This window comes from Caulobacter henricii, from assembly GCF_001414055.1.
GTDB lineage: Bacteria > Pseudomonadota > Alphaproteobacteria > Caulobacterales > Caulobacteraceae > Caulobacter > Caulobacter henricii.
Genome location: NZ_CP013002.1, coordinates 1,659,785 through 1,683,760 on the forward strand (window position 1 = coordinate 1,659,785; position 23,976 = coordinate 1,683,760).

At 65.7% G+C, this 23,976-nt stretch carries 18 protein-coding genes and 1 pseudogene; 7 read left to right on the forward strand and 12 right to left on the reverse strand.

Features of this window, described 5'->3' with window-relative positions; genetic code table 11:
- Nucleotide 1 precedes the first annotated feature (1 nt).
- From AQ619_RS07675 to AQ619_RS07705, 7 genes are all read right to left on the reverse strand, one after another.
- The gene (locus tag AQ619_RS07675; RefSeq protein ID WP_062146052.1) at nucleotides 2–253 is read right to left on the reverse strand and encodes an acyl carrier protein; all 252 of its coding nucleotides are present in this window, start codon (nucleotides 251–253) and stop codon (nucleotides 2–4) included.
- A gap of 85 nt (nucleotides 254–338) precedes the next feature.
- The gene (locus AQ619_RS07680) at nucleotides 339–1,289 is read right to left on the reverse strand and encodes an NAD-dependent epimerase/dehydratase family protein (RefSeq protein ID WP_236849549.1); all 951 of its coding nucleotides are present in this window, start codon (nucleotides 1,287–1,289) and stop codon (nucleotides 339–341) included.
- Nucleotides 1,290–1,291: 2 nt separating this feature from the next.
- Nucleotides 1,292–2,995 carry a fatty acyl-AMP ligase gene (locus AQ619_RS07685; RefSeq protein WP_062151400.1) on the reverse strand — a complete coding sequence of 568 codons (1,704 nt, stop codon included), beginning with the start codon at nucleotides 2,993–2,995 and terminating at the stop codon, nucleotides 1,292–1,294.
- A gap of 2 nt (nucleotides 2,996–2,997) precedes the next feature.
- On the reverse strand, nucleotides 2,998–4,356 hold the full coding sequence (locus tag AQ619_RS07690; protein WP_062146056.1) for a lipopolysaccharide biosynthesis protein: 1,359 nt from the start codon (nucleotides 4,354–4,356) through the stop codon (nucleotides 2,998–3,000).
- Nucleotides 4,353–5,516: a hypothetical protein gene (locus AQ619_RS07695; protein WP_062146059.1), complete on the reverse strand. Its 1,164-nt coding sequence runs from the start codon at nucleotides 5,514–5,516 to the stop codon at nucleotides 4,353–4,355. The genes AQ619_RS07690 and AQ619_RS07695 overlap by 4 nt, the downstream gene beginning before the upstream one ends.
- 19 nt (nucleotides 5,517–5,535) lie before the next feature.
- Entirely contained in the window at nucleotides 5,536–6,150 is a 615-nt protein-coding gene (gene lptC, locus AQ619_RS07700; RefSeq protein ID WP_062146061.1) for an LPS export ABC transporter periplasmic protein LptC, read from the reverse strand.
- A gap of 94 nt (nucleotides 6,151–6,244) precedes the next feature.
- Nucleotides 6,245–7,411 (reverse strand): glycoside hydrolase family 88/105 protein, encoded by a 1,167-nt coding sequence (locus AQ619_RS07705; RefSeq protein WP_062146063.1) that lies wholly within the window; start codon nucleotides 7,409–7,411, stop codon nucleotides 6,245–6,247.
- 307 nt (nucleotides 7,412–7,718) lie between these two features.
- Between AQ619_RS07705 and AQ619_RS07710 the strand changes: the two genes are divergently transcribed.
- On the forward strand, nucleotides 7,719–9,005 hold the full coding sequence (locus tag AQ619_RS07710) for an alginate lyase family protein (protein ID WP_236849550.1): 1,287 nt from the start codon (nucleotides 7,719–7,721) through the stop codon (nucleotides 9,003–9,005).
- Nucleotides 9,006–9,122: 117 nt separating this feature from the next.
- Here AQ619_RS07710 and AQ619_RS07715 read toward each other — a convergent pair whose 3' ends face one another.
- The gene (locus tag AQ619_RS07715; protein ID WP_062146065.1) at nucleotides 9,123–9,884 is read right to left on the reverse strand and encodes a FadR/GntR family transcriptional regulator; all 762 of its coding nucleotides are present in this window, start codon (nucleotides 9,882–9,884) and stop codon (nucleotides 9,123–9,125) included.
- A 157-nt stretch (nucleotides 9,885–10,041) separates the two neighbouring features.
- On the opposite strand from AQ619_RS07715, the gene manD reads away from it, so the two are divergent.
- From manD to AQ619_RS07730, 3 genes are all read left to right on the forward strand, one after another.
- A complete protein-coding gene (gene manD / locus AQ619_RS07720) occupies nucleotides 10,042–11,253 on the forward strand; it encodes a D-mannonate dehydratase ManD (RefSeq protein WP_062146067.1) in 1,212 nt (403 codons plus the stop codon).
- A 147-nt stretch (nucleotides 11,254–11,400) separates the two neighbouring features.
- Nucleotides 11,401–14,256, forward strand: coding sequence for a TonB-dependent receptor (locus tag AQ619_RS07725; protein ID WP_062146069.1), 2,856 nt, complete (start codon nucleotides 11,401–11,403; stop codon nucleotides 14,254–14,256).
- 70 nt (nucleotides 14,257–14,326) lie between these two features.
- A complete protein-coding gene (locus tag AQ619_RS07730; RefSeq protein ID WP_062146071.1) occupies nucleotides 14,327–16,204 on the forward strand; it encodes a hypothetical protein in 1,878 nt (625 codons plus the stop codon).
- Nucleotides 16,205–16,261: 57 nt separating this feature from the next.
- On the opposite strand, the gene AQ619_RS07735 is transcribed toward AQ619_RS07730, so the two are convergent.
- Nucleotides 16,262–16,540, reverse strand: coding sequence for an HU family DNA-binding protein (locus AQ619_RS07735; RefSeq protein WP_062146073.1), 279 nt, complete (start codon nucleotides 16,538–16,540; stop codon nucleotides 16,262–16,264).
- 222 nt (nucleotides 16,541–16,762) lie between these two features.
- Between AQ619_RS07735 and AQ619_RS07740 the strand changes: the two genes are divergently transcribed.
- The gene (locus AQ619_RS07740) at nucleotides 16,763–18,430 is read left to right on the forward strand and encodes an MFS transporter (RefSeq protein WP_062146075.1); all 1,668 of its coding nucleotides are present in this window, start codon (nucleotides 16,763–16,765) and stop codon (nucleotides 18,428–18,430) included.
- Here AQ619_RS07740 and AQ619_RS07745 read toward each other — a convergent pair.
- From AQ619_RS07745 to bioF, 3 genes are read right to left on the reverse strand one after another with little or no spacing between them, the layout of a single operon-like run.
- Nucleotides 18,427–19,818 carry a tetratricopeptide repeat protein gene (locus AQ619_RS07745; protein ID WP_062146077.1) on the reverse strand — a complete coding sequence of 464 codons (1,392 nt, stop codon included), beginning with the start codon at nucleotides 19,816–19,818 and terminating at the stop codon, nucleotides 18,427–18,429. The genes AQ619_RS07740 and AQ619_RS07745 overlap by 4 nt on opposite strands.
- A 9-nt stretch (nucleotides 19,819–19,827) precedes the next feature.
- Nucleotides 19,828–20,520, reverse strand: a complete 693-nt coding sequence (gene bioD / locus AQ619_RS07750; protein ID WP_062146080.1) for a dethiobiotin synthase — start codon at nucleotides 20,518–20,520, stop codon at nucleotides 19,828–19,830.
- A complete protein-coding gene (gene bioF / locus AQ619_RS07755; protein WP_062146082.1) occupies nucleotides 20,517–21,674 on the reverse strand; it encodes an 8-amino-7-oxononanoate synthase in 1,158 nt (385 codons plus the stop codon). Before bioF ends, bioD begins: the two co-directional genes overlap by 4 nt.
- A gap of 74 nt (nucleotides 21,675–21,748) precedes the next feature.
- On the opposite strand from bioF, the gene AQ619_RS07760 reads away from it, so the two are divergent.
- Together AQ619_RS07760 and AQ619_RS07765 are read left to right on the forward strand one after the other, a co-directional pair.
- Complete coding sequence (locus tag AQ619_RS07760) at nucleotides 21,749–23,032, forward strand: adenosylmethionine--8-amino-7-oxononanoate transaminase (RefSeq protein ID WP_062146084.1); 1,284 nt, start codon at nucleotides 21,749–21,751, stop codon at nucleotides 23,030–23,032.
- Nucleotides 23,029–23,968, forward strand: a pseudogene (locus AQ619_RS07765) (DMT family transporter). The gene AQ619_RS07760 and the pseudogene AQ619_RS07765 overlap by 4 nt, the downstream one beginning before the upstream one ends.
- Nucleotides 23,969–23,976 lie beyond the last annotated feature (8 nt).

Consider the following 23,976-nt stretch of genomic DNA (forward strand, 5'->3'; position numbering starts at 1 on the left):
GTTATCCCTTACTCCGAAGGTCTTTTATCAGATTGGACAGGTCGCCCGCCGTCTCGACCGAGGCCAGACGATCGAGGGGGATCGAAATATCGAACGCGTCTTCCAGTTCCATGATGATGTTCATCAGGGCCAGGGAATCGACCTGTAGGTCACGACCAATGTGGGTTTCGTCGGCAACTTCCACTGTGCGTCCGAGCACCGTGGACACCGCCAGGCCGATTTCCCTTAAGGTAAGATCCGTAACCGCTTTCATATCGACTCGCTGATACCCCCGTGAGCGGGTCCGACTGATTCAGGTTGTAACAGTCCCACTGTCGGATTCCTGTCAAAATTGGCTGCTATAGCCGAGGCGAAGCAACTAAAAACCCCTTGGCGCGATACCATTGCACGCTTTGGGAGAATCCGGAGTCGATCCCGTATCGCGTCGCGATAGCCACGGGCGGCAAATCCGAGTGCGAGACGCCCCAATCCAGATGCAGCATTTCCCGCGCCTTGCCAGGCGTGAAGATGGAAATCTTCCCTGAGGCGCGTCCAATTCCTTCAGACAGGCGCGCCAGGGTCGTGATCAACCAGGCCGGGACCTGGATCAGGCGAGGGCTTTTGCCCACCGCCCTGGACGCCGCCTGCATAAGCTCGGTCCAGCTGTAGCCGGCGATGCGAGCGTCTGACAGGGCAAAGACGCCCGCAGTCGGGCTCGCCGCCAGTTGGGCGATCTGGGCCGCAGCATCCTCGACATGGATCATCACGATCCGCGCCCTTGGGTCCAGGGTCGGCAGCAGGGGCGAATCCTGGGCGGCCCGGAACAGGCCCAGGGTCTCCATGTCCCCGGGGCCATAAATGGCCGGCGGCCGGACCACGGTCAGGGAGTCACCATACGCCGCCCGGGCTGCATCCTCGCCACCGCGTTTGCTGGCCGCGTAGTCCGAGAGGGCGGGCTCGCGCGCCGCCAGGCTGGAGACCACGATCAGGTGGGAACCGTTGGCTTTGGCGGCGGCGGCCACGGCGCGCGCGCCCTCGACATTGGTTTGGTCAAACTCGGCCCTGGAGCGCGCCTTGATCAGGCCGGCCACATGGATCACCACCTTTGCCCCGGCACAGAGCCTGGTCAGGGCCTCGGCATTGGACAGGCCGCCGGGAACCAGCTCGGGCTCAAGCCCGGCCCAGTCAGGATCGATGATGTCCCGTCTTGCGAGGATGCGCACGGTCCAGCCATCGGCGGCCAAGGACCTCACCAGATGCCGGCCCAGGAAGCCCGTGGCTCCGGTGACGGCGACGACGCCCCGGCCCACTGTCAGGGCTGCTCCGCATAGGCACCCGCCAGGAAGGCGGCCTTGGCCTTGGAGCGGCTGAGCTTGCCCGACGAGGTCTGGGGCAGGGCATGGGCCCCGACCAGTTGCACGCGGGTCTCGACGCTATGGCGTAGCCGCAGGACGGTCGCGACCTGTTCGGCCAGGGCCCTGCGGGTCTCCGCGTCACCGCCACGGGCCTGGACCAGGACCATGACAAGCTCTTCGCCGTCACCGGGGATCGAGAAGGCGGCGACGTCACCGCTGCGCAGGCTGTCGATCTCGGCCTCGGCGGTCCATTCCAGGTCCTGGGGCCAGATATTGCGGCCATTGAGGATGATCAGGTCCTTGCCGCGGCCGGTGATGACGATCTCGCCCTCGACCAGATAGCCGAGGTCACCGGTGTCCAGCCAACCGTCGGCCGACAGTACCCGGGCGGTCTCTTCCGGCTGTTCGAAATACTCGCGCATCAGGCTGGGCCCACGGGCAAAGATCCGGCCAACGCCGCGCTCGGGCAGGGATTGTCCGGCCGCGTCGCGGACGACCAGGTCGTGATCCGGGAGGACTGGGCCATTGCGGGCGAAATCCCGCGAACGTCCGGCGTCGGTGCTGGTCACCGCCAGGCCCTGTTCCAGCTGCTCGACATCCAGGGTCTCGACCTTCAGGCCCTCGCCCAGGGGTGACATCGACAGGGCCAGGGTGGCCTCGGCCATGCCGTAGCTGGCCACGAAGGCGGAGTCGGAGAAACCTACGGCCTTGAAGCGTTCGGCGAAGGCCCGCAGCGGCCCGGTGCGGATCATGTCGCCGCCCAGTCCGGCGCTGCGCCAGCGCGACAGATCCAGATGCTCGATCGACGCGGCCTCGGCCCGGCGGGCACAGAGCTCATAGCCGAAGGTGGGACTGTAGCTGATCGTGCCCCCGTTGCGGGTCATCAGGTCCAGCCACATCAGCGGCCGGCGGACGAAGGCCCCGGTCGGCAGCAGGTCAACCGACATCTGGCTGGTCATGGGGCTCAGCAGGAAGCCGATCAGGCCCATGTCGTGATAGAGCGGCAGCCAGGAGATCGCCCGGTCATCGGGGCGCACCTTCAGCCCGTCCCGGGTAATGGCCTGGGCATTGGCCATCAGGGCGCGGTGGGTCACGACGACGCCGGTCGGGAAACGGGTGCTGCCCGACGAAAACTGCAGATAGCAGGTGCGGTCGGGCTCGATTACCGGCAGGTCCGCATCTTCGGCCTCGGGCAGGTCCGCCAGGGCACCGGCGAACCGCAAGGGCTGGCGGGCAGCGATGTCCGGCAGCCAGGCCGCCATCGAGGCCGGGCCGATCAGGACAGAGGCCCGGGCCGAGCCCAGCATCCTGGCGATCTGTTCGATATAGGCCTCGCGGCCGCCCAGCGGTGCCGGCAGGGGCAGGGGAGCGGGCGGCAGACCGGCATACTGGCAGGCAAAGAAGGCGCGAACGAAATCGGCGTCGGTCTCGGCGATCAGGCCAACGCTGTCGCCGGGCCGGGCTCCGGCGGCCAGCAGGCGCCTGGCCAGGGCCATCGCCTCGTCGCGCAGGCGCGCATAGGGCAGGGCTTCGACCAGCTCGCCGCGCAGGGAAAAGAGGTTCACGCCCGTCTCGCCGCGGGCTGCGAAATCCAGCGCGGCCGTCAGGGTGGGGAAATCTGCGAAGCGAACCGTTCGCGAGGTGCCGGTCGGAGTTATCATCATCACCTGTCGCCTTTGGCGTCGTTTGCATCCTCGGCGCAAGAGGCTTCGTTCTCATCCGGCTGTCCGGAGCTAGCAAGGCGCACGCGGAGGGTCAGGAACATCCCTATGGCCATGGCCGTTGCGGCCCCGACCAGGGCGGCCCCGGCGCCGTTCATGCCGAGGCTGGATACCAGGGGGAACAGGGCCAGCAGAAAGATCGCACTGACCACCAGGCGGACCCTCAAGGCCAGGTGTGCGGCGCGCATGGACACCAGCATCGGTTCGAGCGGCAAGGCGAGGATGCCGATGGCCGCCGCCGTGACCTGCCAGGTCATGACGTCGGCGGCACCGACATAGGCCTGGCCCATGATCAGGCCGAGCAGAGGTTTGCCGAACAGCCAGGTGATCAGCAGCAGCAGGCCGGCCACGGCCCCGCCCAGAAGGGCGACCTGTCGGGCCAGCTTGCGCATGGCGGCATCACCGCCGAGCGCCCGGAGCTTGGCGAGTTCGGGATAGAGGGCCGGGATCACGAGGCGGGCCGGCTTGGCCAGGCCGTCGGCCACCTGTCGACCAATCCGCCAAAGTCCGGCCTGGGCCGGGCCGAGCAGGGCTCCGACCGACAGGGTGATCACATGGGTAAAGGCCACGTCCAGGCTGCTGCTGAAATTGGTCGCCCAGGCGAATTTCCACACACCGGGCAGGTCTTTGCCAAGCGGACCGACAAGCCTGAAGCCGTCGGTCAGGCCGCGCTGGGCAAGCTCCCGCCAGGCGATGACACCGACATACAGGAACGCGGCGAGGGGCCCGGCGGCCCAGGCCAGGAGATAGGCCCAGAACGGCGCCTGCTGCCAGAACGCGATCGCCGAACCGATTAGCCGCACCATGGAGCTGACAGCCTGTTCGCCGGCCAGATAGCGAAAACGGTCGAACAGCCTAAGCAGGCCGACCGAGGTCGCCGAGGTCATCACCACAATGGTCAGAGCATAGAGCGCAGCGGCGGGTGCCATGTCCTTGGACCAGCCCAGGAGCGAGCCGAAGGCCAGGGCTCCGATCACGCCGAAGGTCACCCCGACCAGGCCGCTGCTGAGATCCAGAAAAAGGGACAGGCGAACCACCTGCTGGAAGGTCCGGCGATCCTGCTTCAGCAGCGGCTCGGCACCGTACTGCAGGACGGTCTGCCAGGACTGGAACTTGACCACCTCGCCCAGGAACTGGGCGAAGGTCGTGATCAGGTACAGCAAACCCATGCGGACCGGATCAAGGCCGCGGGCCGTCAGGGCGATATAGGCCAGTCCGATGATCGCATTGACCGTGCGGCCGCCGAGCAGGGTTCCGGCATTGGCCAGGACCCGGGCGAAGACAGAGCGTTCGGCGCTCATCGGGTCCTGGTGGTCCGGGCCAGGACGCGCTCGGCTATGGCTTCGGCAGCGCGCTCCGAGGAGGGCCGGGCGGTGAGGTCGAAGCTTTCGGCAAAGCCGCTCTTCTGGATCGCGACATAGTCACCATGGCTCCGGCGCGCCGCCTCAACCGCCTCGACCAGATGGTCGACCGAGGTCAGGACCGGGCCATACTGCCAGTGATGGAAGCTTTCATCGCCTTGCCACTCGACCTCACCCGGGTTGAGGAACAGGCAGGGCTTGGGCGTGCGCAGGAACTCGTAGACCTGGCTGGAAACGTCACCGAGATAGATGTCGGCCGCGCGGGTATAGGTCATGTCGATGGCCGCCGGGCCGCCGAGATCGATATGGATGCGGGGGTTTCGGCGGAAAGGATCCAGGGCAGCCAGCATGGCCGGACTGGCTCCATCGAACAGCCGGATGTGCGGCGCGAAGATCAGGTTGAAGCGGTCATCGGCTGCAAACTGTTCGAGCACCTGGACCCCGAAGCGCGGCCATGAGCCCAGGCTGGCATGAAAGTGCGGATTGTAGACGACCAGGGGCTTGGTGTCGGGAAACACCGGCAGGGGCGAGCCGGGCAGGGCGTCGATGATGTCGAACTTGGGATAGCCGACCATGGCGCAGTTTTCTGGCCGGACCCAGCCCCCCTCGACCATGCGGTCGCGCTGCTTGGGGCCGGCAGCCATCACCAGGTCGAACTGGCGCAGACGCGGCTCGAACACCCCGCCCCGGTCGCCTGCGCCGTGCTGGGTATAGACCAGCAGGGACCGCTTGACCCCCAGCGTCCGCAGCAGGGCGGTGGTGCGCTCCGGCGTGACGATGGCGTCCATCCGGCCGAGCGCCAGGGCATTGGCGGCCAGCATCAGGGCCTTGGGCGGTGTTGAGGCTTCCTTCAGTCGCACCCTGCGCAGCCAGGCCGGCGGCAGCAGGCGCAGGCTGATCGGCGCGCCACCGACGGCGTCCAGCAGCTGCCGGGCATAGTCCAGGTGGTCCTCCGTGGTGGCCGCGATCTCGACCTCGAGGCCCGGCCAGCCTCGCGCCAGGGCCACAGCAATCGGCAGGCTGTGCAGGATCTGGTGGGTCTGGGCGATGTAGAGAAAACAGACCCTGGGCCTGGAGATGTCGGACTGGGCCTGGCTCATTGCGGTTGCGCCGACAGGGTCAATGGCCAGGGGTGAGGCGCGAGCGCACCCGACCCTTGAAGACCACCCGATCGCCCTCATCGGACACGGCATAGCTGTCGGCCTGAACCTGGTTGCCGCCGCTGGCCCCTTGGACGCCGCCATCGCCGACGACCTGGCCGGTGCGCGTATCGATCACGGCTTTCTCGGTCCGGAAGGCATAGTCCGTGCCATTGCCGATCTGGACGTCACCGGTCAGCAAAAGGGCTCCGCTCTCCTCGTCATAGGTACCCTTGCGGGCGATGACCTGGGTAGGGGCGCTGGATCCATAGCCCCGCGTCAGCTGCGGCGAGACCAATGCGATCCGGTTGGGGCTGGCCTGATCGCGGTCGGCGGCCTTGGCTACGATCAGAAAGGCGCGGCCGTCCTTCATTGCGCCGGTGAAGCGGGGGTTTTCCATCCGCAGCGGCGCGTTGGTCGCCACACGTGTCGACTTGGCCTCAGCAGCACGCATTGTGGCCTGCACGGCAATGGCACCGCCGACGATCACGGCGATCGCCGGGAGGATCAGCCTCAGGGTGCTGACCGACTTGCGCCGACGGGGGCGGACCTTGCGCCTCACGACGAGGGCTGAAGACGGTGCAATCGCGATCATCAGGGCCAGAATGCAATTCTTTGAGGAACCGGCTTAATCCCGACTGCGCCGAGTCCCAAGTGATATTCGAGGCGGATGCCGGGGCAGGGCCGGCTCAATGCGGCTTGCGCGCGACCTCACTGGCCGCCAGCAGGAAGGCACCCACCCCGTAGAGCTGGGTGTCGTCAGGCTCGACCTGCTCGGGCGCATATCCGACCTGCTGCACCCAGGTCAGCTTGCCATCGGGCGTCACGGCGCGGGCCAGCGCTGACCAGCCCCGGTCTGCCGCGATCCGGTAACGCGGCCCAGTCAGGTGACCGGTATTCACGCCCCAGGCCAGGCCATAGGTGAAGAAGGCGGTGCCGCTGGTTTCCGGCGGGGATCCTTCTGGGGCGAGGAGGGACGGGGCCCAATAGCCGTCGGCCTTCTGAAGGTCGACCAGCCGGTCGGACATCGCCCGGAACAGCGCCACATAGCGGGGGCGGGACGGATGGTTGGCAGGCAGCAGCTTCAGCACATTGACAATGCCGGCATAGGACCAGCCGTTGCCGCGGCTCCAGAAGATCTTCCGGCCCTGATCGTCGCGACGCGTAAAGTAGCGGCTGTCCCGGAAATAGAGGCTCTGATCCTTGTCGAGCAGATAGTCGGTAGTCGCCCAGAACTCACGGTCGGCATAGGCGGCATAGCGAGGGTCACCGGTGACCCTGGACAGGCCAAACCAGGCCGGCGGGGCCATATACAGGGCGTCACTCCAGCACCATCGGGTCTGGCAGGGCGGCTCGCCGACCCCGTCCTGGAAAGCCAGATCCCCGGTGGGCTGATCGGCCAGGATGGCGTCGAAACGGGTGCGGAGGGCGGCGATCCGGACAGGATCAGGTGTCTTGCCGTAGGCCCAGAGCCAGCTCTGGCTGATCGCATGATCATCAGCATGCAGCGGCCGGCGGCCCAGTTGCCAATCCTGCTCAACGCCGTGCGCGAGCAGAGCCTCGGCATATTTCGGATCGCCGGTGCGGTCGGCAAAGGTGAACAGGCCGGTATAGAGCGCGCCCTGGATCCAGCCTCGCGGATCGACCGTATTGTGCTTGAAGGTGCGGATGTAGTCGAAGCTGTCGAGGCGCGCGAGTTGCCAGTCCGCCACCTTGCGTCCCAGCGCCAGCACATCAGCTTCTCTCGGCGCTGCCGGAGCGACCGTGGCTCGGGAGGGCGGGCCGGGCACCTTTACACTGCTGCACGCTGTGGTCATGGCCATCAGAGCCAGGGTGAGGATCAGGCTGGCGCGCATCGAACTCCCTTTTGGATGAGCAGTGCTTTCGGGCACCTTGCCATTGTGGTCAAGCCAGTGGCCCAAGCGCGTCCGGCGGCGAAACGTCCAGCCTAGCCATCTAAGCGGCGTTTGACCACTCTGACCGAGAGCGCTTTTGCAGGAACTGGTCATCGTCCTCGCCCGTGCGGCGGAAATTGGTAAGGCCAATTTTCTTGCCCGGCCGACCAATTCGACTATGGTGACCCCGCGAGTCTGGCGGAGGCACTGGAAGCAGCCTCCCCGACCGTCTGCCTCTTGCTCTGCCGCAGGTGTTCCGAAGGTGATCATGAACCGGTTCCCGGTCAAAGCCGCATTGATGACACTGGCCCTGTTCGCAGGCGGATCGGCTTGGGCGGATGGAGCCCCTGCCGGCGCGGCAAAGCCGGCGCCGCAATGCCTGGGCAGCGAGGGACATGCCGCCAGCTTCGCCGGACGACGGACGTTCCGGCTCAGGCCGGACTGGATGGCCACTACCAAGGGCGCGCTCACCCGGCCTGACCTGGCTCCAGCCTATCAGTTGCTGATCAAACGGGCCGGAGCGGCGCTGGCGGGACCGACCTATACCGTCGTCGACAAGCTGAAGACGCCGCCCAGCGGCGACAAGCACGACTATATGAGCATGGGCCCCTATTGGTGGCCCGACCCCGGTAAGCCCAATGGCGAGCCCTATGTCCGACGTGACGGCGAGGTCAATCCCGAGCGCAGCACCGATGCCTTTGATGTCTCCGACCTCGAGGCCATGAGTGGTGCCGTTGAGGCGCTGTCCCTGGCCTATTACTTCACCGACGACCGTCGTTATGCCGACAAGGCCGCCCAGCTTCTGCGGGCCTGGTTCCTGGATGCCGCCACCCGGATGAACCCGAATGCCAGTTTCGCCCAGGGCGTTCCAGGGCGCACGCCGGGGCGGGCAGAGGGTGTCCTCGACACCTTCAGGCTGCTGCGGGTTGTCGAGGGGATCGGCTTGCTGGGGCCTTCAGGTACCCTGACCGCAGCGGATCAGGCCGGGCTCGAACGCTGGTTTGCCGACTATGCCGCCTGGATGCAGGCCAGCCCGACCGGACGGGAAGAGCGGGCGGCGACCAATAATCACGGCAACTGGTACGATTATCAGCTGGCGACCTTCGCCCTGTTTGCACGTGAGGACGATCTGGCTCGCCGGGTGATCGCGACGGTCGGGCCACAGCGCATTGCGAGCCAGATGGCCCCGGACGGCTCGCTGCCCGAGGAGCTGAAGCGCACAAGAGCCCTGCACTATAGCTATTTTGCTCTTGAGCCCCTGGTGGGCCTTGCTGACCTCGCGCGGTGTACCGGTCAGGACCTCTGGCAGTTCGAAACAGCGGATGGTCGCGGCCTGCGCAAGGGGTTCGCCTTCCTGGCCCCTTACGTGGGAAGTGAGGAGAGCTTTCCTTTCAAGGAACTGGAGCCACACAAGGCGGCAGCCTCAGCTGCGCCGCTCCTGACCTATGCCGCCTGGGCCTATGGCGATGAAGCCTTTGGTGCGGCTGCATCCTTGGCCGCCAAGGCACGTTCTGTGAGTCCAGGTGACCTTCTGATCGCGCCCTACGAACCCTGAGATTCGTCGACCTGCGCGGGTGATGCGTTCCTTTCACCCGCACCTCCTCCCGAGGTTTGCCGACGAAGGGCGGCTGGGGCCTTCCCCCCAGCCGCCCAACCTTCAAGATTTTGGTGTCTAGACCCGCGAGCGACGCGCCAGTTCGTGGCGTCGTGCCTCAACCTCACTCCGGGCCTGGGCGAGGGCGTCGATTTCCGTGGCAGTCAGGAGATTGTCGATCACGCGACCCAGATGTTCCCGCATGGCGTTGCGTGCGGCCTTCGGATCCCGCGCCTGCAGGGCCAGGAGGATCTCCTGATGGTCATCGATCAGAGGGCGGACTCCCACTTCGCGAGCCCGTTCCAGCATGGCGCGGCACAGGGGCGACTTGTAGCGCAGGTCCCAGAGGTTCTCGATTACAGTCACCAGGGCGCTGTTGCGCGTGGCCTGGGCGATGGCGACGTGGAACCGGCGGTCGGCCAGCTCACCCTTCACGTCACGGTCGTTCTCGACCACCATGTCGTCCATGATAGCGGCCAGTTGTGCCAGTTCGGGGTCGGTGATCGTGGTGGCGGCCAGGGCACAGCTCTCGCCCTCGATCAGGCGGCGGGCCTCGGTCAGCTCGAAGGCACCGATATCCAGCTCCGGCGGCTGACTCTCAGGCATCGGTGCCTCGGTGATGTAGACACCAGAACCGTGCCGCGCCTCGACCAGTCCGCGGATCTCCAGGGCAATCATGGCTTCTCGGACCGTCGGGCGGCTGACGCTGTAGTCTTCTGCCAGATCCCGCTCTGATGGCAGGCGTTGGCCCGGCTGGTACTGGCCGTCCCGGATAGACTCGGCGATGGCGTTGGCGACCTGCTGGTACAGCTTGCGGGTTTCGGCGGTTGAAGTGGTCATGGCAGTCTCAATAGGGCGGGGTCCGGTCAGACCGGCGCGGCCGCAAGCTAGGGCACTTCTAACGGCAAGGCCACCGTCGGACGCCCTAGGCATGGTAGCGCAATCACTCTAATGTGGTCAGGCCAATATGGCTCCGCCCCAAACCAGATTCCGGGTCATGCTCAAGATCACAGATGCCAAGGTCATCGTCACCTGTCCTGGCCGCAACTTCGTGACCCTGAAAATCACCACTTCGGACGGGGTTTACGGCCTGGGCGACGCCACCCTGAACGGACGCGAACTGGCGGTGGGCAGCTATCTGCAGGACCACATGATCCCTTGCCTGATCGGGCGGGACGCTCACCGGATCGAGGATATCTGGCAGTTCTTCTACCGCGGCTCCTACTGGCGTGGTGGGCCCGTGGCCATGACCGCCCTGGCGGCCGTCGACATGGCGCTGTGGGACATCAAGGGCAAGGTCGCCGGACTGCCGGTCTACCAGCTGCTGGGTGGGGCCTGCCGGGACGGGGTCACGGTCTATGGTCATGCCAATGGCGAAACCGTGGAAGACACCCTGGCCGAAGCCGAGAAATACAAGGCCATGGGCTACAAGGCCATTCGCCTGCAGACCGGCGTGCCGGGGCTGGCCAGCACCTATGGGGTGTCCGGCGACAAGCTGTTCTACGAGCCGGCGGATGCAGACCTTCCGACCGAAAACCTGTGGTCGACCGCAAAGTACCTGAACCATACGCCCAGGCTGTTCGAACGGGCGCGCGAGGTCCTGGGCTGGGATGTGCATCTGCTGCACGATGTTCACCATCGCCTGACCCCGATCGAGGCCGCGCGCCTGGGCAAGGATCTCGAACCCTACCGTCTGTTTTGGCTGGAAGACGCCGTGCCCGCTGAGAACCAGGCGGGCTTTCGGCTCATCCGCCAGCACACCACCACCCCGCTCGCCGTGGGCGAGATCTTCAGCCACGTCTGGGACTGCAAGCAACTGATCGAGGAGCAGTCCATCGACTATATCCGGGCCACGGTGTTGCATGCGGGCGGCATCACGAACCTGAGAAAAATCGCGGCCTTCGCTGATCTTCATCATGTGCGGACCGGCTGTCATGGGGCGACCGATCTGTCCCCGGTGACCATGGCCGCCGCCCTGCATTTCGACCTGTCGATCCCCAATTTCGGCCTGCAGGAATATATGCGTCACACACCCGAGACGGACGCGGTCTTCCCGCATGGCTACAGCCTTGCCGACGGCATGCTGCACCCAGGCGAAGCGCCGGGTTTGGGTGTCGATCTCGATGAGGCCCTGGCCGCCCGCTATCCCTACAGGCGCGCCTATCTGCCGGTGAACCGTCTGGAAGACGGCACGATGTTCAACTGGTGATCCCATGATCCGCCGGCATCAGGTGGGCCGATGTGGAGGCTGAGCCGGCGTGGCTAATTGGCTTGACAAAATCTATGACACCGGTAGCAAATGGTATGACCAAATTATGATCGTCCCCACCAATGAGGGATGAAAAAAGGGGGAAGCATGTCGCTCAAGTCCATTCTCAGTCTTTCGACCGCCGTTTGCGCCCTGAGTGTCGGAGCGGGGGCCGCCTACGCCCAGACCGCGCCGGCCGGGACGGACGTGGTCGAAGAAGTGGTCGTCACGGGCTTCCGCAAGTCGCTGCAGCAGGCCATCGAGGTCAAGCGCTCGGAAACCTCGATCGTCGATGCGATCAGTGCCGAAGACATTGCCGACTTCCCCGACCTCAATCTGGCCGACTCCCTGCAGCGGGTGCCGGGCGTTCAGATCGACCGCGACGGCGGCGAGGGGCGTTCGATCAATGTCCGCGGCCTGAGCTCGGACTTCGTGCGTGTGCGCCTGGATGGCCTGGAGGCCCTGGCGACGACCGGTGGCCGCGACGGTGGCCGCGCCAATCGTAACCGTGGCTTCGACTTCAACGTCTTCGCCTCTGAACTGTTCAACAGCATCAAGGTCCGCAAGTCGCAGGAAGCCTCGATCAATGAGGGCTCGCTCGGTGCGACTGTGGATCTGCAGACGGCCCGGCCGTTCGACTATCCCGGCTTCGTCATGGCCATGGGGACCCAGGCGTCTTACAACGACCTGACCGAAGGCACCGATCCGCGCGGCACCTTCCTGGTCAGCAACCGCTGGATGGACGGCCGCCTCGGAGCCCTGTTCTCGGCGGCTTACAGCAAGCGCAAGACCTATGAGGAAGGGGCCAGTTCGGTCGGCTTCCGCGTTCCGGGCGACCATCTCTGCCTGCCCACCAAGAACAGCGCCGGCGTCATCACCTCCTATGTCAACGCCTCGTCCTGCTATCAGTCGGTCGGGACCATCACCAAGGCCGACGGCACGACGGTGACCGGCCTGGCCGCCCAGGAAGCAGCCTGGGGCGCGGCTCACCCCCGTATCCCGCGCTATGGCCGCATCGGCTATGATCGCGAACGCCTGGGCCTGACCGGTGCCATCCAGTTCGACGTCTCTGACAAGACCCGCCTGACCTTCGACACCCTCTATGCCAAGCTGGACCAGACCCGCAGCGAGGAGTTTGTCGAGATCATCAGCCCGGCCCGCGAGACCGGCGTCCAGGGCTTCCGCGCCATGGATCTGCTGAACGGGACCATCGGTCCCAACCGCACCCTGATCAAGGCGACCTTTGACGATGTCGACGCCCGCAGCGAGCAGCGCATCGACATTCTCTCGACCGCCTTCTTCCAGAACTCCCTGGGCCTGACCCATGAGTTCAGCGACCGACTGAAGCTGAATGCCCTGTACGGCGTCTCGCGCGCCATCGGCCGCAACCCCCAACAGACCACGCTGTCGTTCGACCGTCATGACGTCGATGGCTATTCCTACGACTTCACCGACAAGAACCAGCCGGGGATGAACTACGGCTTCGACGTCAACAATCCGGCCAACTGGGCCCTGATGTCGTCCAACGCCCTTGGGGACGCCTCGATCATCCGCCTGCGGCCCAACAAGACCGTCAACAGCTACGAGACCGCAGAGTTCGATCTCACCTATGACCTGACCGACGCCGTCACCCTGAGGGGCGGCCTGTCGAAGAAGAAGTTTGGCTTCTCGGTCTATGAGGTCCGCAAGGCCGTCGAAGGCGTGCCGGCAACGGCCCTGGCCAAGCTGGCAGCTGACGGCAAGACCATTGCCGACTATTCGACCCGGGTGACCAATTTCGGCAAGGGTCTGGATGTGCCTGCCGGCACGCCCCTGACCTGGGTGATCCCGGACATCAACAAGCTGGACGCCCTGATCGGCTTCAGCTGCAACTGCGTCAACTCCTATGGCGACTTCCGCCTGACGCCGTTCAATGGCGAAGTCCGTGATGTGACCGAGACCTCGACGGGCGGCTTCCTGCAGGCTGATTTCCGCACCGAGCTGATGGACATGCCGGTGCGCGGCAATCTCGGCGTGCGCTATGTCGAGACCGAGGTCGACGCCACGGGCATCCTGGGCACCACCCCGCTGAACCTGAAGAACAAGTACAACGACACCCTGCCGGCCCTGAACCTGTCGATCGAACCGCATGAGAATGTCATGGTTCGCTTCGCAGCCGCCAAGGTGATGGCGCGTCCGGCCCTGAACCAGCTGACCCCGGGCGGGTCGGTTTCCCGGGGCGTCTCCGAGACGACCCTGACGGTCGGCAACCCGTTCCTGGATCCGATCCGGGCCAACAACTACGACGTCAGCATCGAATGGTATCCCTACAAGGGGGCCCTGTTCAGCCTGGCCCTGTTCCGCAAGGAGATCTCCTCCTACGTCCAGACCACGCGTCAGGCGATGCTGTTCTCCGATACGGGCTTCCCGAACTCGATCCTGCCCGTCGGGGTCGTGGCCAGCGACACGGTGATCTTCACCTCCAGCCAGAACACCCCCGGCGGCAATCTGGACGGCTACGAAATCACCCTGCAGACGCCGTTCACCTTCCTGCCGGGCCCGTTCGACAAGTTCGGTGGCCTGTTCAACTACACCAAGGTGGACTCGGCGATCGACTACATCGTCAACACCACGACCGGAGCGCTCTCGCGGCAACCGATCGTGGGTCAGTCACCCAAGTCGTGGAGCGCCACGCTCTATTACGAAAACGGTCCGTTCGAAGCGCGGGTCTCCGGGACCTATCGCGACGAGTACCTGACCCGGGTGCCGACGCTTTATGGCAACGACGTCGATGGCAAGGCCGAGGCGCTGAATGTCGACATGTCGATGTCCTATGACCTCAACAAGAACTTCACGATCTCGTTCGAAGGCATCAACCTCACCGACCAGTTCGACGAGCGTTGGACCAACAGCACTGACCAGTTCATGCTGAACTACGAGCATACGGGCCGGGAATTCGTCCTGGGCGTTCGCTACAAGTTCTGATGACCCCAACGCGGGCCGGTTCTCCGGCCCGCGTTTCTTTTTGCAGAATCTTAATTCGAGCAGAGACGGGATGATTGTGCACGCCTGGACCTTCGCCCGCCGTCAGGGACTGGCCCTGTCGCTTCTGATCGCAACCGCCGCGCCGCCTTTGGCCGTGGCGGATGTCCGCGGCCCGGTGCTGACCACGGTCGCGCCGATGAACCAGACCGTACAGAAGCGACTGCAGCCGGAACTGGAGAAGCTCCTGGACGCCCTGCTGGTTCAGCAGCGCGACATGACGCTCGACGGCACGCGCGTGTTCAGCGGCGATGACAAGTTCCTGCCCGGCAAGGTCGCGATCGGTCTGGCCTATCTGCTGGTCGATACCCCGCGGGACGACCCGCGGTTCGCGACCTATCTGGCGGGGTTCCGGCGTATTGCGGACCTCACCATCGACGACACCAACGAGACCTGGGGTGTCTACTATTACGCCCAGGCCCTGAGGATGCTGCAGCAGGCAGGACTGCTGGATCAGGCGGTATCACCAGCGACCCTTGAGCGCCTGAAGCTCAAGCTGGACTGGCGACGGTTCGTCCGGACCGAAGACCTGACCCTGATCAACCTGCCCAACAACTATTTCGGCGTGGCTTTCAGCATCGCCCGGCTGCGGTATCAACTGGGTTGGGAAGATGCCTCGGCCAGCGAGGCCCTGCTGAACCGCACGCTCGATCATTACCGGAAGTACTCCGGCGACTTCGGCTTTGCCGATGAGACCGACGGGGAAGGGCGGTATGACCGTTACAGCGTCCTGCTGATCGGGGAAATCGCCCATCGCCTGATCGAGGCGGGCATGCCGGCCAGCCCCGAGGTGAAGACCTGGCTGCGCAAGTCGGTAGACCTGATGCTCCCGCGCCTGAACCTGCGTGGCGAAGGGTTCGAATATGGCCGCAGCATCGGGGCCTATGGCGAAACGGCCTTCCTCGAGGTGCTGACCGCTGCAGCCAAGCTGGATGTTCTGACTCCCCAGGAAAAGAGCATGGCCTATGCATTCTCGTCCCGGGTCAGCGCGCGGCACATGGATTTCTGGTTCGATCCGGCCATGGGCTCGGTGAATCTCTGGGAGCGGGGGCGTCGCACCGACGCCTATCGCGGCAAGCACCGCATCCTGGGCGAGACCCTCAGCCTGGCCCGTCAGCACCTCTATACCAATGCGATCTGGAACGAGCAGGGCTTCGCCGACCGGGTGCCGGACCCCGGCTATGCCGCCTGGCTGGACGCCTTGCCCCGCCAAACCGTCACCTGGTTCGCCCGCGGGGAGCATGATCGCCTGCTGGTCACCTTACGCGACAGGGGTCGGCTGGTCAGCCTGCCGGTCATCAATGGCGGCAAGGGGCAGCACGAGAACTCGCCCTATTATCCTGTGCCCTTTTCGCCGGGCATGCTGTCAGGGGTGGCGGATGGCCAGTTCCCGCAGCTCCTGCCCACTTTGACCCTCGAGGATGGCACGATCCTGGCCCCCCTGGCCTATGCCCGGAAGGCCGAGGTGCGCTTCAAGGGACGAAAAACGACGGTGAAGTTCGAGCAGGACCAGGTCGACCGGCTGGGTGGCGCTGCCCCGGTCGCCGATGACCGCCTGTCCGTTCGCACGCAGTATGAATTCTCGCCGGGGCGCATCACCCGGACCGATGTGTTCACGCCCAGGTCACCGCTTGCGGCGGTGGGCATCGATGTCGATTTTGCAGGATTCTCGACGGGACCGGCCACCAGCGGCGGCCGTACGCGCTTCAGCCAGGGCGATGTGAAGGTCTTTGGAACCGGTGGCTACAAGTCGTGCCGGTCTAGAGCCCTGACCAATGAGGTGGCTTATCGAACGCCGACGGGAGCCATGACATCTCTGGTCCAGTGTTCAACGGGGCCGATCCGCCTTGCGGAACCCCTGACCCTTTCCTGGACCCTGACCTACCAATAGGGGCAAGGACGCGACCAGTCGGCCTGTGGCCAGCCGATCGCGTCCCGATCCCGAGGATTAGCCGTTGACGGCGTCCTTGAGTTGCTTGGCGGGCGTGAAGGCGACCTTCTTGGAGGCCGCGATCTCGATGGCCGCGCCGGTGGCGGGGTTGCGGCCGGTACGGGCCGGCTTGGCCTGGACCTTGAACTTACCGAAGCCCGGGATCGAAACTTCTTCGCCCTTTACGGCGGCGTCGGTCACGGCCTTGAACACGCCGTCGATGATCGCCTTGGCCTGAGCCTTGGTCAGCTTGTCGTCAGCGGCGACTGCGGCGTCGACCAGATCGGAAACGTTCATTTTGATAGCTCATCCAATGTGGAATCAAGGAGCGTCGAGCCTGACGAAACGGGAAGGATTTGTCACGTCATCCCAGCAAATAGGGGCGTTTTCGCGATCCCGGGGGCAAGCTTCACCTCCTCAGGCACCAAAAACTCTGACATCATGCCGAGAATGGAGGGGCGCGGCGAGGTGACGCTCAACTCTTGCCGTGGTAGCGATAACAAAAATCGGGGGGAAAGCATGGCCACGAGCGGCAATCAGGGGGCGAAAGACGGTGTGACCGTTGGCCGCAAGGACGGAATGGTCATCGGCGCGGCCTCGGTGGGCACGGTCTTTGAGTGGTACGACTTCTATCTGTACGGCTCGCTGGCCACCTACATCACCCACCATTTCTTCTCGGGCGTGAACGAGACCACGGGCTATATCTTCGCTCTGCTGGCCTTCGCGGCCGGATTTGCCGTGCGCCCGTTCGGTGCCCTGGTCTTCGGCCGGCTCGGCGATCTGTGGGGCCGCAAGAACACCTTTCTGGTGACCATGCTGCTGATGGGCCTGTCCACTTTCGTCGTGGGTCTGCTGCCAAGCTATGAGCAGATCGGGATCATCGCGCCCATCGCCCTGGTGGCCATGCGCCTGATTCAGGGGCTGGCCCTGGGCGGCGAGTATGGCGGGGCGGCGACCTATGTGGCCGAACATGCGCCGGCCAATCGCCGCGGCCTCTACACCAGCTTCATTCAGATCACGGCCACCTTCGGCCTGTTCCTGAGCCTGATCGTCATTCTCGGCACGCGCCACGTCATCGGCGAGGACGCCTTCAAGGAATATGGCTGGCGCATTCCGTTCCTGATCTCGGTGCTGCTGCTCGGCGTTTCGCTGTGGATCCGCCTGCAGCTCTCGGAAAGCCCGTCGTTCCAGAAGATGATCGACGAGGGCAAGGGGTCAAAGCAGCCCCTGACCGACAGCTTTGCCCGCTGGGGCAATCTGAAAATCGTCATTCTGGCCCTGGTCGGACTGACCGCCGGTCAGGCCGTGGTCTGGTACACCGGCCAGTTCTACGCGCTGTTCTTTCTGGAGAAGATGCTCAAGGTCGATGGCGGCCTGACCAATGGACTGGTGGCGATCTCGCTGCTGATCGGCACGCCGTTCTTCGTGCTTTTCGGCTGGCTGTCCGACAAGATCGGCCGCAAATGGATCATCATGACAGGCTGTATCCTGGCCTGCCTGACCTATTTCCCGCTCTTCAAGAGTCTGACCGTAGCGGCCAATCCACAACTGGCGGCCGCCGTGGCCGCTGCACCGGTGACGGTGGTGGCAGATCCGGCCGACTGTTCGTTCCAGTTCGACCCTGTCGGCAAGACGGTGTTCAACACCTCCTGCGACCTGGCCAAATCCTATCTGGCCAAGGCTGGGGTCACCTATACGAACGCTGCAGCTCCCGCCGGGACCGTGGCGCAGGTCAGGATCGGCGAGACCGTCCTGCCGTCCTTCGCGGGCGACACGATGGACAAGGCGGCGTTCAAGGACCGCAAGAAGGCCTGGGAAGCCGAGCTTGGCGCGGCGCTCAAGACAGCCGGCTATCCCGCCAAGGCCGACAGCGCGCTGGTCAACAAGCCTCTGGTGGTGGGCATCCTGACCCTGCTGGTGATCTATGTGACCATGGTTTACGGGCCGATCGCCGCGATGCTGGTCGAGATGTTCCCGACCAATATCCGCTACACCTCGATGAGCCTGCCCTATCACATCGGCAATGGCTGGTTCGGGGGCTTCCTGCCGACCACGGCCTTCGCCATGGTCGCGGCCACGGGCAATATCTATTACGGCCTGTGGTACCCGATCGTGGTGGCGGGCGTGACGGCGGTGATGGGTATCCTGTTCCTCAAGGAAACCAAGGACGTCGATATCGAGGCCTAGGGCCGCGAGCCGCGAGACGCGTGGCCCTCACGTCGGCGCGCCACGCGCTCGCGGGCTACGGCGGCCTGAACCGGCAGGTCCAGGCGCTCGTACAGGTCCGCAAGCGCCTGGTTGATGGGCAGGCCGTCGGGATCAAGGCTGCGGCGCAGCTCCAGCATTTGCTGGGCTTCGGACAGGCGGTCGGAGCGGATCAGGGCGTCCAGCACGATCTGGTCGAAAAGATCGCGCTGGGCATGGCTGCCCCCCACCTCGGCCATACGCGGCAGGGCCGAGCGCAAGCCGAGTAGAGCGGTCGGATAGTCGCCTCGCAAATGGGCGACCAGGCCTTCGGCGGCGGGCAGGGCGACGTCACGCCAGGTGGGACGTACGAAGTCGGGTGCCTCCAGGGCCGCCCGCCGGATTGCCGCCAGAAGCTGGTCCGCCTCGGGTCTTCCGGCGCGGGCCAGGCCCAGCAGATATTGCAGCGACAGGAAAGGCTGAACGACGTCACCGGCGCGGTTGGCCAGATAGCCTGCCAGATCGTTCCAGCGAGCTCCGACATCGACGCCGGCCAGCTCCAGCCGGGCCAGCAGGGAGACCGCCCCGATCTGATCCTGCGAATAGTCCCTGGACTGGGTCCAGCAGTGCTCGTCATAGGCCGCCAGCGCCGCTTGGAACCGGCCCTGGCTCAGATAGAACAGCGCCAGGTGCCACCACAGGTGGGTATCCATGAACGAGTTCAGGTCCGTCCAGGTGTCGCGCACGCCCTCCAGGAAGGCGACACCTTCGTCGATACGGCCCTGGGTCAGCATCACATGGGCCAGGGCGTGCTGCGCCCAGGGCTCCTTGCGCTGCAGGGACAGGGCATGGCGGGCGGCGGCCTCGGCCTCTTCCAGCAGGTGGCACTGCTCGTAGGCGAAGGCCAGCATGCCGTGCAGCTGGGGAATGTCGCCGGCGGCGGTCAGGCAGCGACTGGCTGCGCGCAGCATGGCGGGAAAGTCGCCGCGATTGAAGTCGTGGTACTGCCGCAGCTTGAGCATCAGCAGATCGCGCGGCCAGGCCTCAAGGATGGCGTTGGCGACCGACAGCGCACCGGGGATGTCGTCGGCGGACCATGCCGAGACGAAGGCCACGACCTTGCGCTCCCGTTCATTAGCGCCGTCGAGGCTTGCCCGGGCGCGTTCCAGATAGGGTGCCGCGCGTGCCGCAGCGTCCGGCGCCTCCAGCAGCAGCCACAGGACGGCCGCATAGGCGTTGAGCAGAGGCTCGGCTGGCGCACCGTCGGCGGCCGCCAGGATGTTGGCGGCGCGGGTCTCATAGGCCAGGAAGCCGGCGATGAAATCATCCACGGCAGCCAGGGCAGCGTCGCTGGTGACGGAGACAGGATTGCCGAGATAGTCTGTGCGCATGGCACCACCCTAGTGGACCCTGGCGGCCTCGTCTTTGGTCGCCTGAGGGAAGATCAGGTCGGCGAGCTCGGTTGCGCTCCAGGTCGCGTCGCGCGGGACAAGGATCAGCGGCACGCGGGCCTCGAAGCCCCGCAGCATCTGGCAGGTCTGGACGAGGTCGGGCGCAGAGAGGCTTTCGCTCATGACGAGGGCGGTCACGCTCAGGCCTCGGGCCCGGATCACCTCCAGCGCCGTCAATATGTGACTGACCGTGCCCAGATAGGACCCCGCGACCAGCAGGACCGGCAGGTTCAGCGCGACCATTAGGTCGAGATTGGTGGCCGTGTCGGTCAGGGGCGACATCACTCCGCCAGCACCCTCGATCAGCAGCAGATCGCGGTCGGCTCGCGCCAGTCGGTCCCGGCAGTCGCCAACCAGATCATCAAGGCGCAGGACATCGCCCTCCAGCGCTGCGGCCAGGTTGGGGGCCAGTGGGGCGCGATAGCGACGGGGCGAGATGCGGGGCAGGGCGTCCGGCTCGCCCAGCGCCTGGGCGAGGCGGCCGGGATCGCTGACATCCGGATCGTCTGAATCAAAGCCGCTGACCACCGGCTTGAACGCGTCGACGCTCAGGCCCCGCAGGCGGAGGGCGCGGATCAGGGCGCAGGCGACATGGGTCTTGCCGATATCGGTGCCTGTGCCGGCGACGAAAACGGACTTCATGGGGCCAGGTCCCTGCGGATCGCCGCGACTACCTCGGCCAGTCGCATCACCTCAGCGTCCGAATGGGCGGCACTGAAGGCGATCCGCAGCCGGGCTGTTCCGTCCGGGACCGTCGGCGGACGAATGGCGACCACGAGAAAGCCTTCGGCCTCGAGTCGGGCTGAGGCCTCGAGAGCCGCTTCGGCTGAGCCGATCACCACCGGGACAATCGGGCTTTGGGCGGGGGGCAGGTCGAGGGCGGCTGAGAAGGCGCGGGCCTTGGCCAGGGGCAGGGCGGTCAGGGCCGGTTGGCTCTCAATGATGTCGAGCGCTGCGAGGGCAGCTGCGGCCGAGGCCGGAGGCAGGCCTGTGGCATAGACCAGGGTACGGGCCCGGGTCTTCAGAAGGTCCACCACGGCCCGGGAGCCGCACAGATAGCCGCCATAGGATCCGAGGGCCTTGGACAGGGTCCCCATCTGAAGCGGAACCTCCGCATCGGGAAACAGTGCCGCAGTGCCACGGCCTTCAGCCAGGACGCCGACCCCGTGGGCGTCGTCCGCCAGCAGCCAGGCGTCATATTGCGCACAGAGCGCCGAAATCTGACCCAGTGGTGCCAGGTCGCCGTCCATCGAGAACACGCCATCCGTGGCGACCAGCACATGGCCCGCCGTCGTCCGCTCGGACTTGAGCAGACGCTCCAGGTCCGCAAGGTCATTGTGCAGGAAGGCGACCGTGCGGGCACCCGACAGCTTGGCTCCGGCCCAGATACAGGCATGGGCCAGGGCATCGACCAGGATCAGGTCCCCGGGGCCCATCAGGGCGGGAATCACGCCTGTGTTGGCGAGATAGCCGGAGCCGAACACACAGGCGGCCTCGGTGCCCTTCAGCCGGGACAGGCGCTTTTCAAGATCGCCGAGCAGGGGATGGTCGCCTGTAACCAGACGCGAGGCCGAGGCCCCGGCACCATAGTTCAGGGCGGCTTCGGCGGCGGCGGCCCGCACGGCTGGATGCTGCGACAGGTTCAGATAGTCGTTGCAGGAAAACGAGATCAGCCTGCGGCCACCGCGCTCGACGAAGGCACCCTCCAGCCGCCGGGTCGGCTGCAGGCGGCGGCGAAGGCTCCTGGTTTCGAGGGCCGTCAGCTTGTCGCCGGCGAAGGCGTCGAGGCTCTGCATGCTGTTTCCCGTTTGCGAAGGCAGGCCGCACGGCATAGGCAAGCCGCCCTCGCGGCGCAATGAGAGGATCGCAGATGTCGGCGACGACTCCGGACTGGATGACGACGGGCGCAGCCCATGTCTGGCGGCCCTATTGCCAGATGCAGACGGCCCGGCCGCCCCAGCCGGTGGTCGCCACGCATGGTTCGCGGCTGGTGCTGGCCGATGGGCGGGAACTGGTCGACGGCCTGGCCTCATGGTGGACGGCCTGCCACGGCTACAACCATCCTCACATCGCCGCCGCCCTGCACGACCAGATCGAGCGCATGCCACATGTCATGTTCGGAGGGCTGGCCCACGAGCCGGCCTATAGTCTGGCCCGTCGCCTGGCGGACCTGCTGCCCGGTGATCTGAACCATGCCTTTTTCGCCGAGTCGGGCTCGGTGGCGGTCGAGATCGCCATGAAGATGGCCCTGCAGTTCCACATCAATCGCGGCGTGACGGGGCGAACCCGCTTCCTGTCGTTTCGGGGCGGCTATCATGGTGATACCCTCGCCACCATGACGGTCTGCGACCCGGAAGAGGGGATGCACAGCCTGTTCACGGGCGTCATGCCGGCCCAGGTGATCGCCGACCTGCCGCGTGATGCCGCCGGTGAAGCGGCCCTGGATGCCCTGTTGGCCCAGCAGGGCTCAGAGATTGCCGCCATCCTGGTCGAGCCCCTGGTCCAGGGCGCGGGCGGCATGCTGTTGCATGGTCCCGACACCCTCAGGGCTCTGCGCCGTCTGGCCGATGCGCATGGGGTCTTGCTGATCTTCGACGAGATCTTCACGGGCTTTGGCCGCACGGGCTCTCTGTTCGCCATGCAGGCCGCCGGGATCGAGCCCGACATCGTCACCCTGTCCAAGGCCCTGACCGGCGGCAGCTTGCCTCTGTCGGCCGCCGTGGCCTCGAGGCGGGTGTTCGGAGCCTTCCTTTCGGAGGATCCGGAAGCGGCCCTGATGCATGGGCCGACCTATATGGCCAATCCGCTGGCCTGCGCGGCCGCGAACGCGTCGCTCGACCTGTTCGAGGACGGCACCTGGCGTAGCGACGTGGCGCGGATCTCGGCCGCCCTGGCCACGGGGCTTGAGCCCTGCCGGTCTGCCCCGGGCGTGGTCGATGTCCGGGTGCTGGGCGCGATCGGCGTGGTCGAGTTTGCTTCCCCCGTTCCTGTCGGCGACCTCTGCGCGCGTTTCGTTGACGAGGGTGTCTGGATCCGGCCGATGGGCAAGGTGATCTATCTGACCCCGGCCTTCTCGATCCCGGACCCGGACCTTGCCCTGCTGACCCGGGCCGTGCGGCGAATTGCCGGTGTCGAGACTGCTGCCGTCGATTGACCGGCGCCGCCTGGTCTGGTCCAAGCGGCCATGCCCGCCAATTCCCCCCTGTCCGGTTTGGAACGTCTCGCCATCCTGGCGATCATCCTGACCTGGGGGCTGAACAATGCCGCCGCCAAGGTGGCGACCGAGCACTTGCCGCCGATGATGGTCGGCGGTTTGCGGTTCGGCCTGGCCCTGATCTTCCTGGTGCCCTTCATCCGCCCCCCCTTTCCTGAGCCCAAGAAGCTGCTCTGGATCATCCTGCTGTCGGGGCCGATCCATTTTGGCCTGGTCTATGTGGCATTTGGCATGGGCCAGTCGCTGAGCCCGCTGGTCGTGGCCAGCCAGTTGTGGATCCCGTTTACGGCCGTCGCGGCATGGCGAATGCTGGGCGAGACCATGCGCCTTCCGGCTGTCATCGGCCTGGTGATCGCTTTTGTCGGGGTGACCTGGATGAGCCTTGATCCCCATGGCGCCGGAGACCTGCCCGCCGTGACCCTGGTGGTGCTGGCCTGCGCCTGCTGGGCCGTAGCCACCGTGCTGGTGCGCATGAATCCCGGGGTGAAACCGCTGAAGGTGCAGGGCCTGACGGCCATCGTCGCGGCCCCGACCCTGATCGCCATGTCCTTCGCCTTCGAGTCACGCGTCGTCGAACGCGTGATGAGCGCTCCGCCCCTGGCCTGGGCCTGCGTGGCCTTTGCCGGCATCGTCTCGACCATCGGTGCCAGCGCCCTGTTGTTCTGGCTGGTCCAGCGGCGTGAGGCGGGGCGGGTGACGCCCTATTTCCTGCTGACCCCCCTGGTGTCCTGTACGATCGGCATCCTGTTCATGGGCGACCGTCTCACGCCGCAGCTGCTGATCGGCGGGGCGGCCACCATGGCCGGCGTGGCCCTGGTGGCCCTGACCGAGAAGCGGGCGGCGCGCGCCGAGGCCATGACCGCCGAGACGGTCTAGAGACCCTG

Excerpts from the sequence above, each read along its gene's own strand:
- AQ619_RS07675 (WP_062146052.1), bottom strand. The coding sequence starts at position 253 with ATGAAAGCGGTTACGGATCTTACCTTAAGGGAAATCGGCCTGGCGGTG.
- AQ619_RS07685 (WP_062151400.1), bottom strand. The coding sequence starts at position 2,995 with ATGATAACTCCGACCGGCACCTCGCGAACGGTTCGCTTCGCAGATTTC.
- AQ619_RS07690 (WP_062146056.1), bottom strand. The coding sequence starts at position 4,356 with ATGAGCGCCGAACGCTCTGTCTTCGCCCGGGTCCTGGCCAATGCCGGA.
- AQ619_RS07695 (WP_062146059.1), bottom strand. The coding sequence starts at position 5,516 with ATGAGCCAGGCCCAGTCCGACATCTCCAGGCCCAGGGTCTGTTTTCTC.
- lptC (WP_062146061.1), bottom strand. The coding sequence starts at position 6,150 with ATGATCGCGATTGCACCGTCTTCAGCCCTCGTCGTGAGGCGCAAGGTC.
- AQ619_RS07705 (WP_062146063.1), bottom strand. The coding sequence starts at position 7,411 with ATGCGCGCCAGCCTGATCCTCACCCTGGCTCTGATGGCCATGACCACA.
- AQ619_RS07710 (WP_236849550.1), top strand. The coding sequence starts at position 7,719 with ATGAACCGGTTCCCGGTCAAAGCCGCATTGATGACACTGGCCCTGTTC.
- AQ619_RS07715 (WP_062146065.1), bottom strand. The coding sequence starts at position 9,884 with ATGACCACTTCAACCGCCGAAACCCGCAAGCTGTACCAGCAGGTCGCC.
- manD (WP_062146067.1), top strand. The coding sequence starts at position 10,042 with ATGCTCAAGATCACAGATGCCAAGGTCATCGTCACCTGTCCTGGCCGC.
- AQ619_RS07725 (WP_062146069.1), top strand. The coding sequence starts at position 11,401 with ATGTCGCTCAAGTCCATTCTCAGTCTTTCGACCGCCGTTTGCGCCCTG.
- AQ619_RS07730 (WP_062146071.1), top strand. The coding sequence starts at position 14,327 with ATGATTGTGCACGCCTGGACCTTCGCCCGCCGTCAGGGACTGGCCCTG.
- AQ619_RS07735 (WP_062146073.1), bottom strand. The coding sequence starts at position 16,540 with ATGAACGTTTCCGATCTGGTCGACGCCGCAGTCGCCGCTGACGACAAG.
- AQ619_RS07740 (WP_062146075.1), top strand. The coding sequence starts at position 16,763 with ATGGCCACGAGCGGCAATCAGGGGGCGAAAGACGGTGTGACCGTTGGC.
- AQ619_RS07745 (WP_062146077.1), bottom strand. The coding sequence starts at position 19,818 with ATGCGCACAGACTATCTCGGCAATCCTGTCTCCGTCACCAGCGACGCT.
- bioD (WP_062146080.1), bottom strand. The coding sequence starts at position 20,520 with ATGAAGTCCGTTTTCGTCGCCGGCACAGGCACCGATATCGGCAAGACC.
- bioF (WP_062146082.1), bottom strand. The coding sequence starts at position 21,674 with ATGCAGAGCCTCGACGCCTTCGCCGGCGACAAGCTGACGGCCCTCGAA.
- AQ619_RS07760 (WP_062146084.1), top strand. The coding sequence starts at position 21,749 with ATGTCGGCGACGACTCCGGACTGGATGACGACGGGCGCAGCCCATGTC.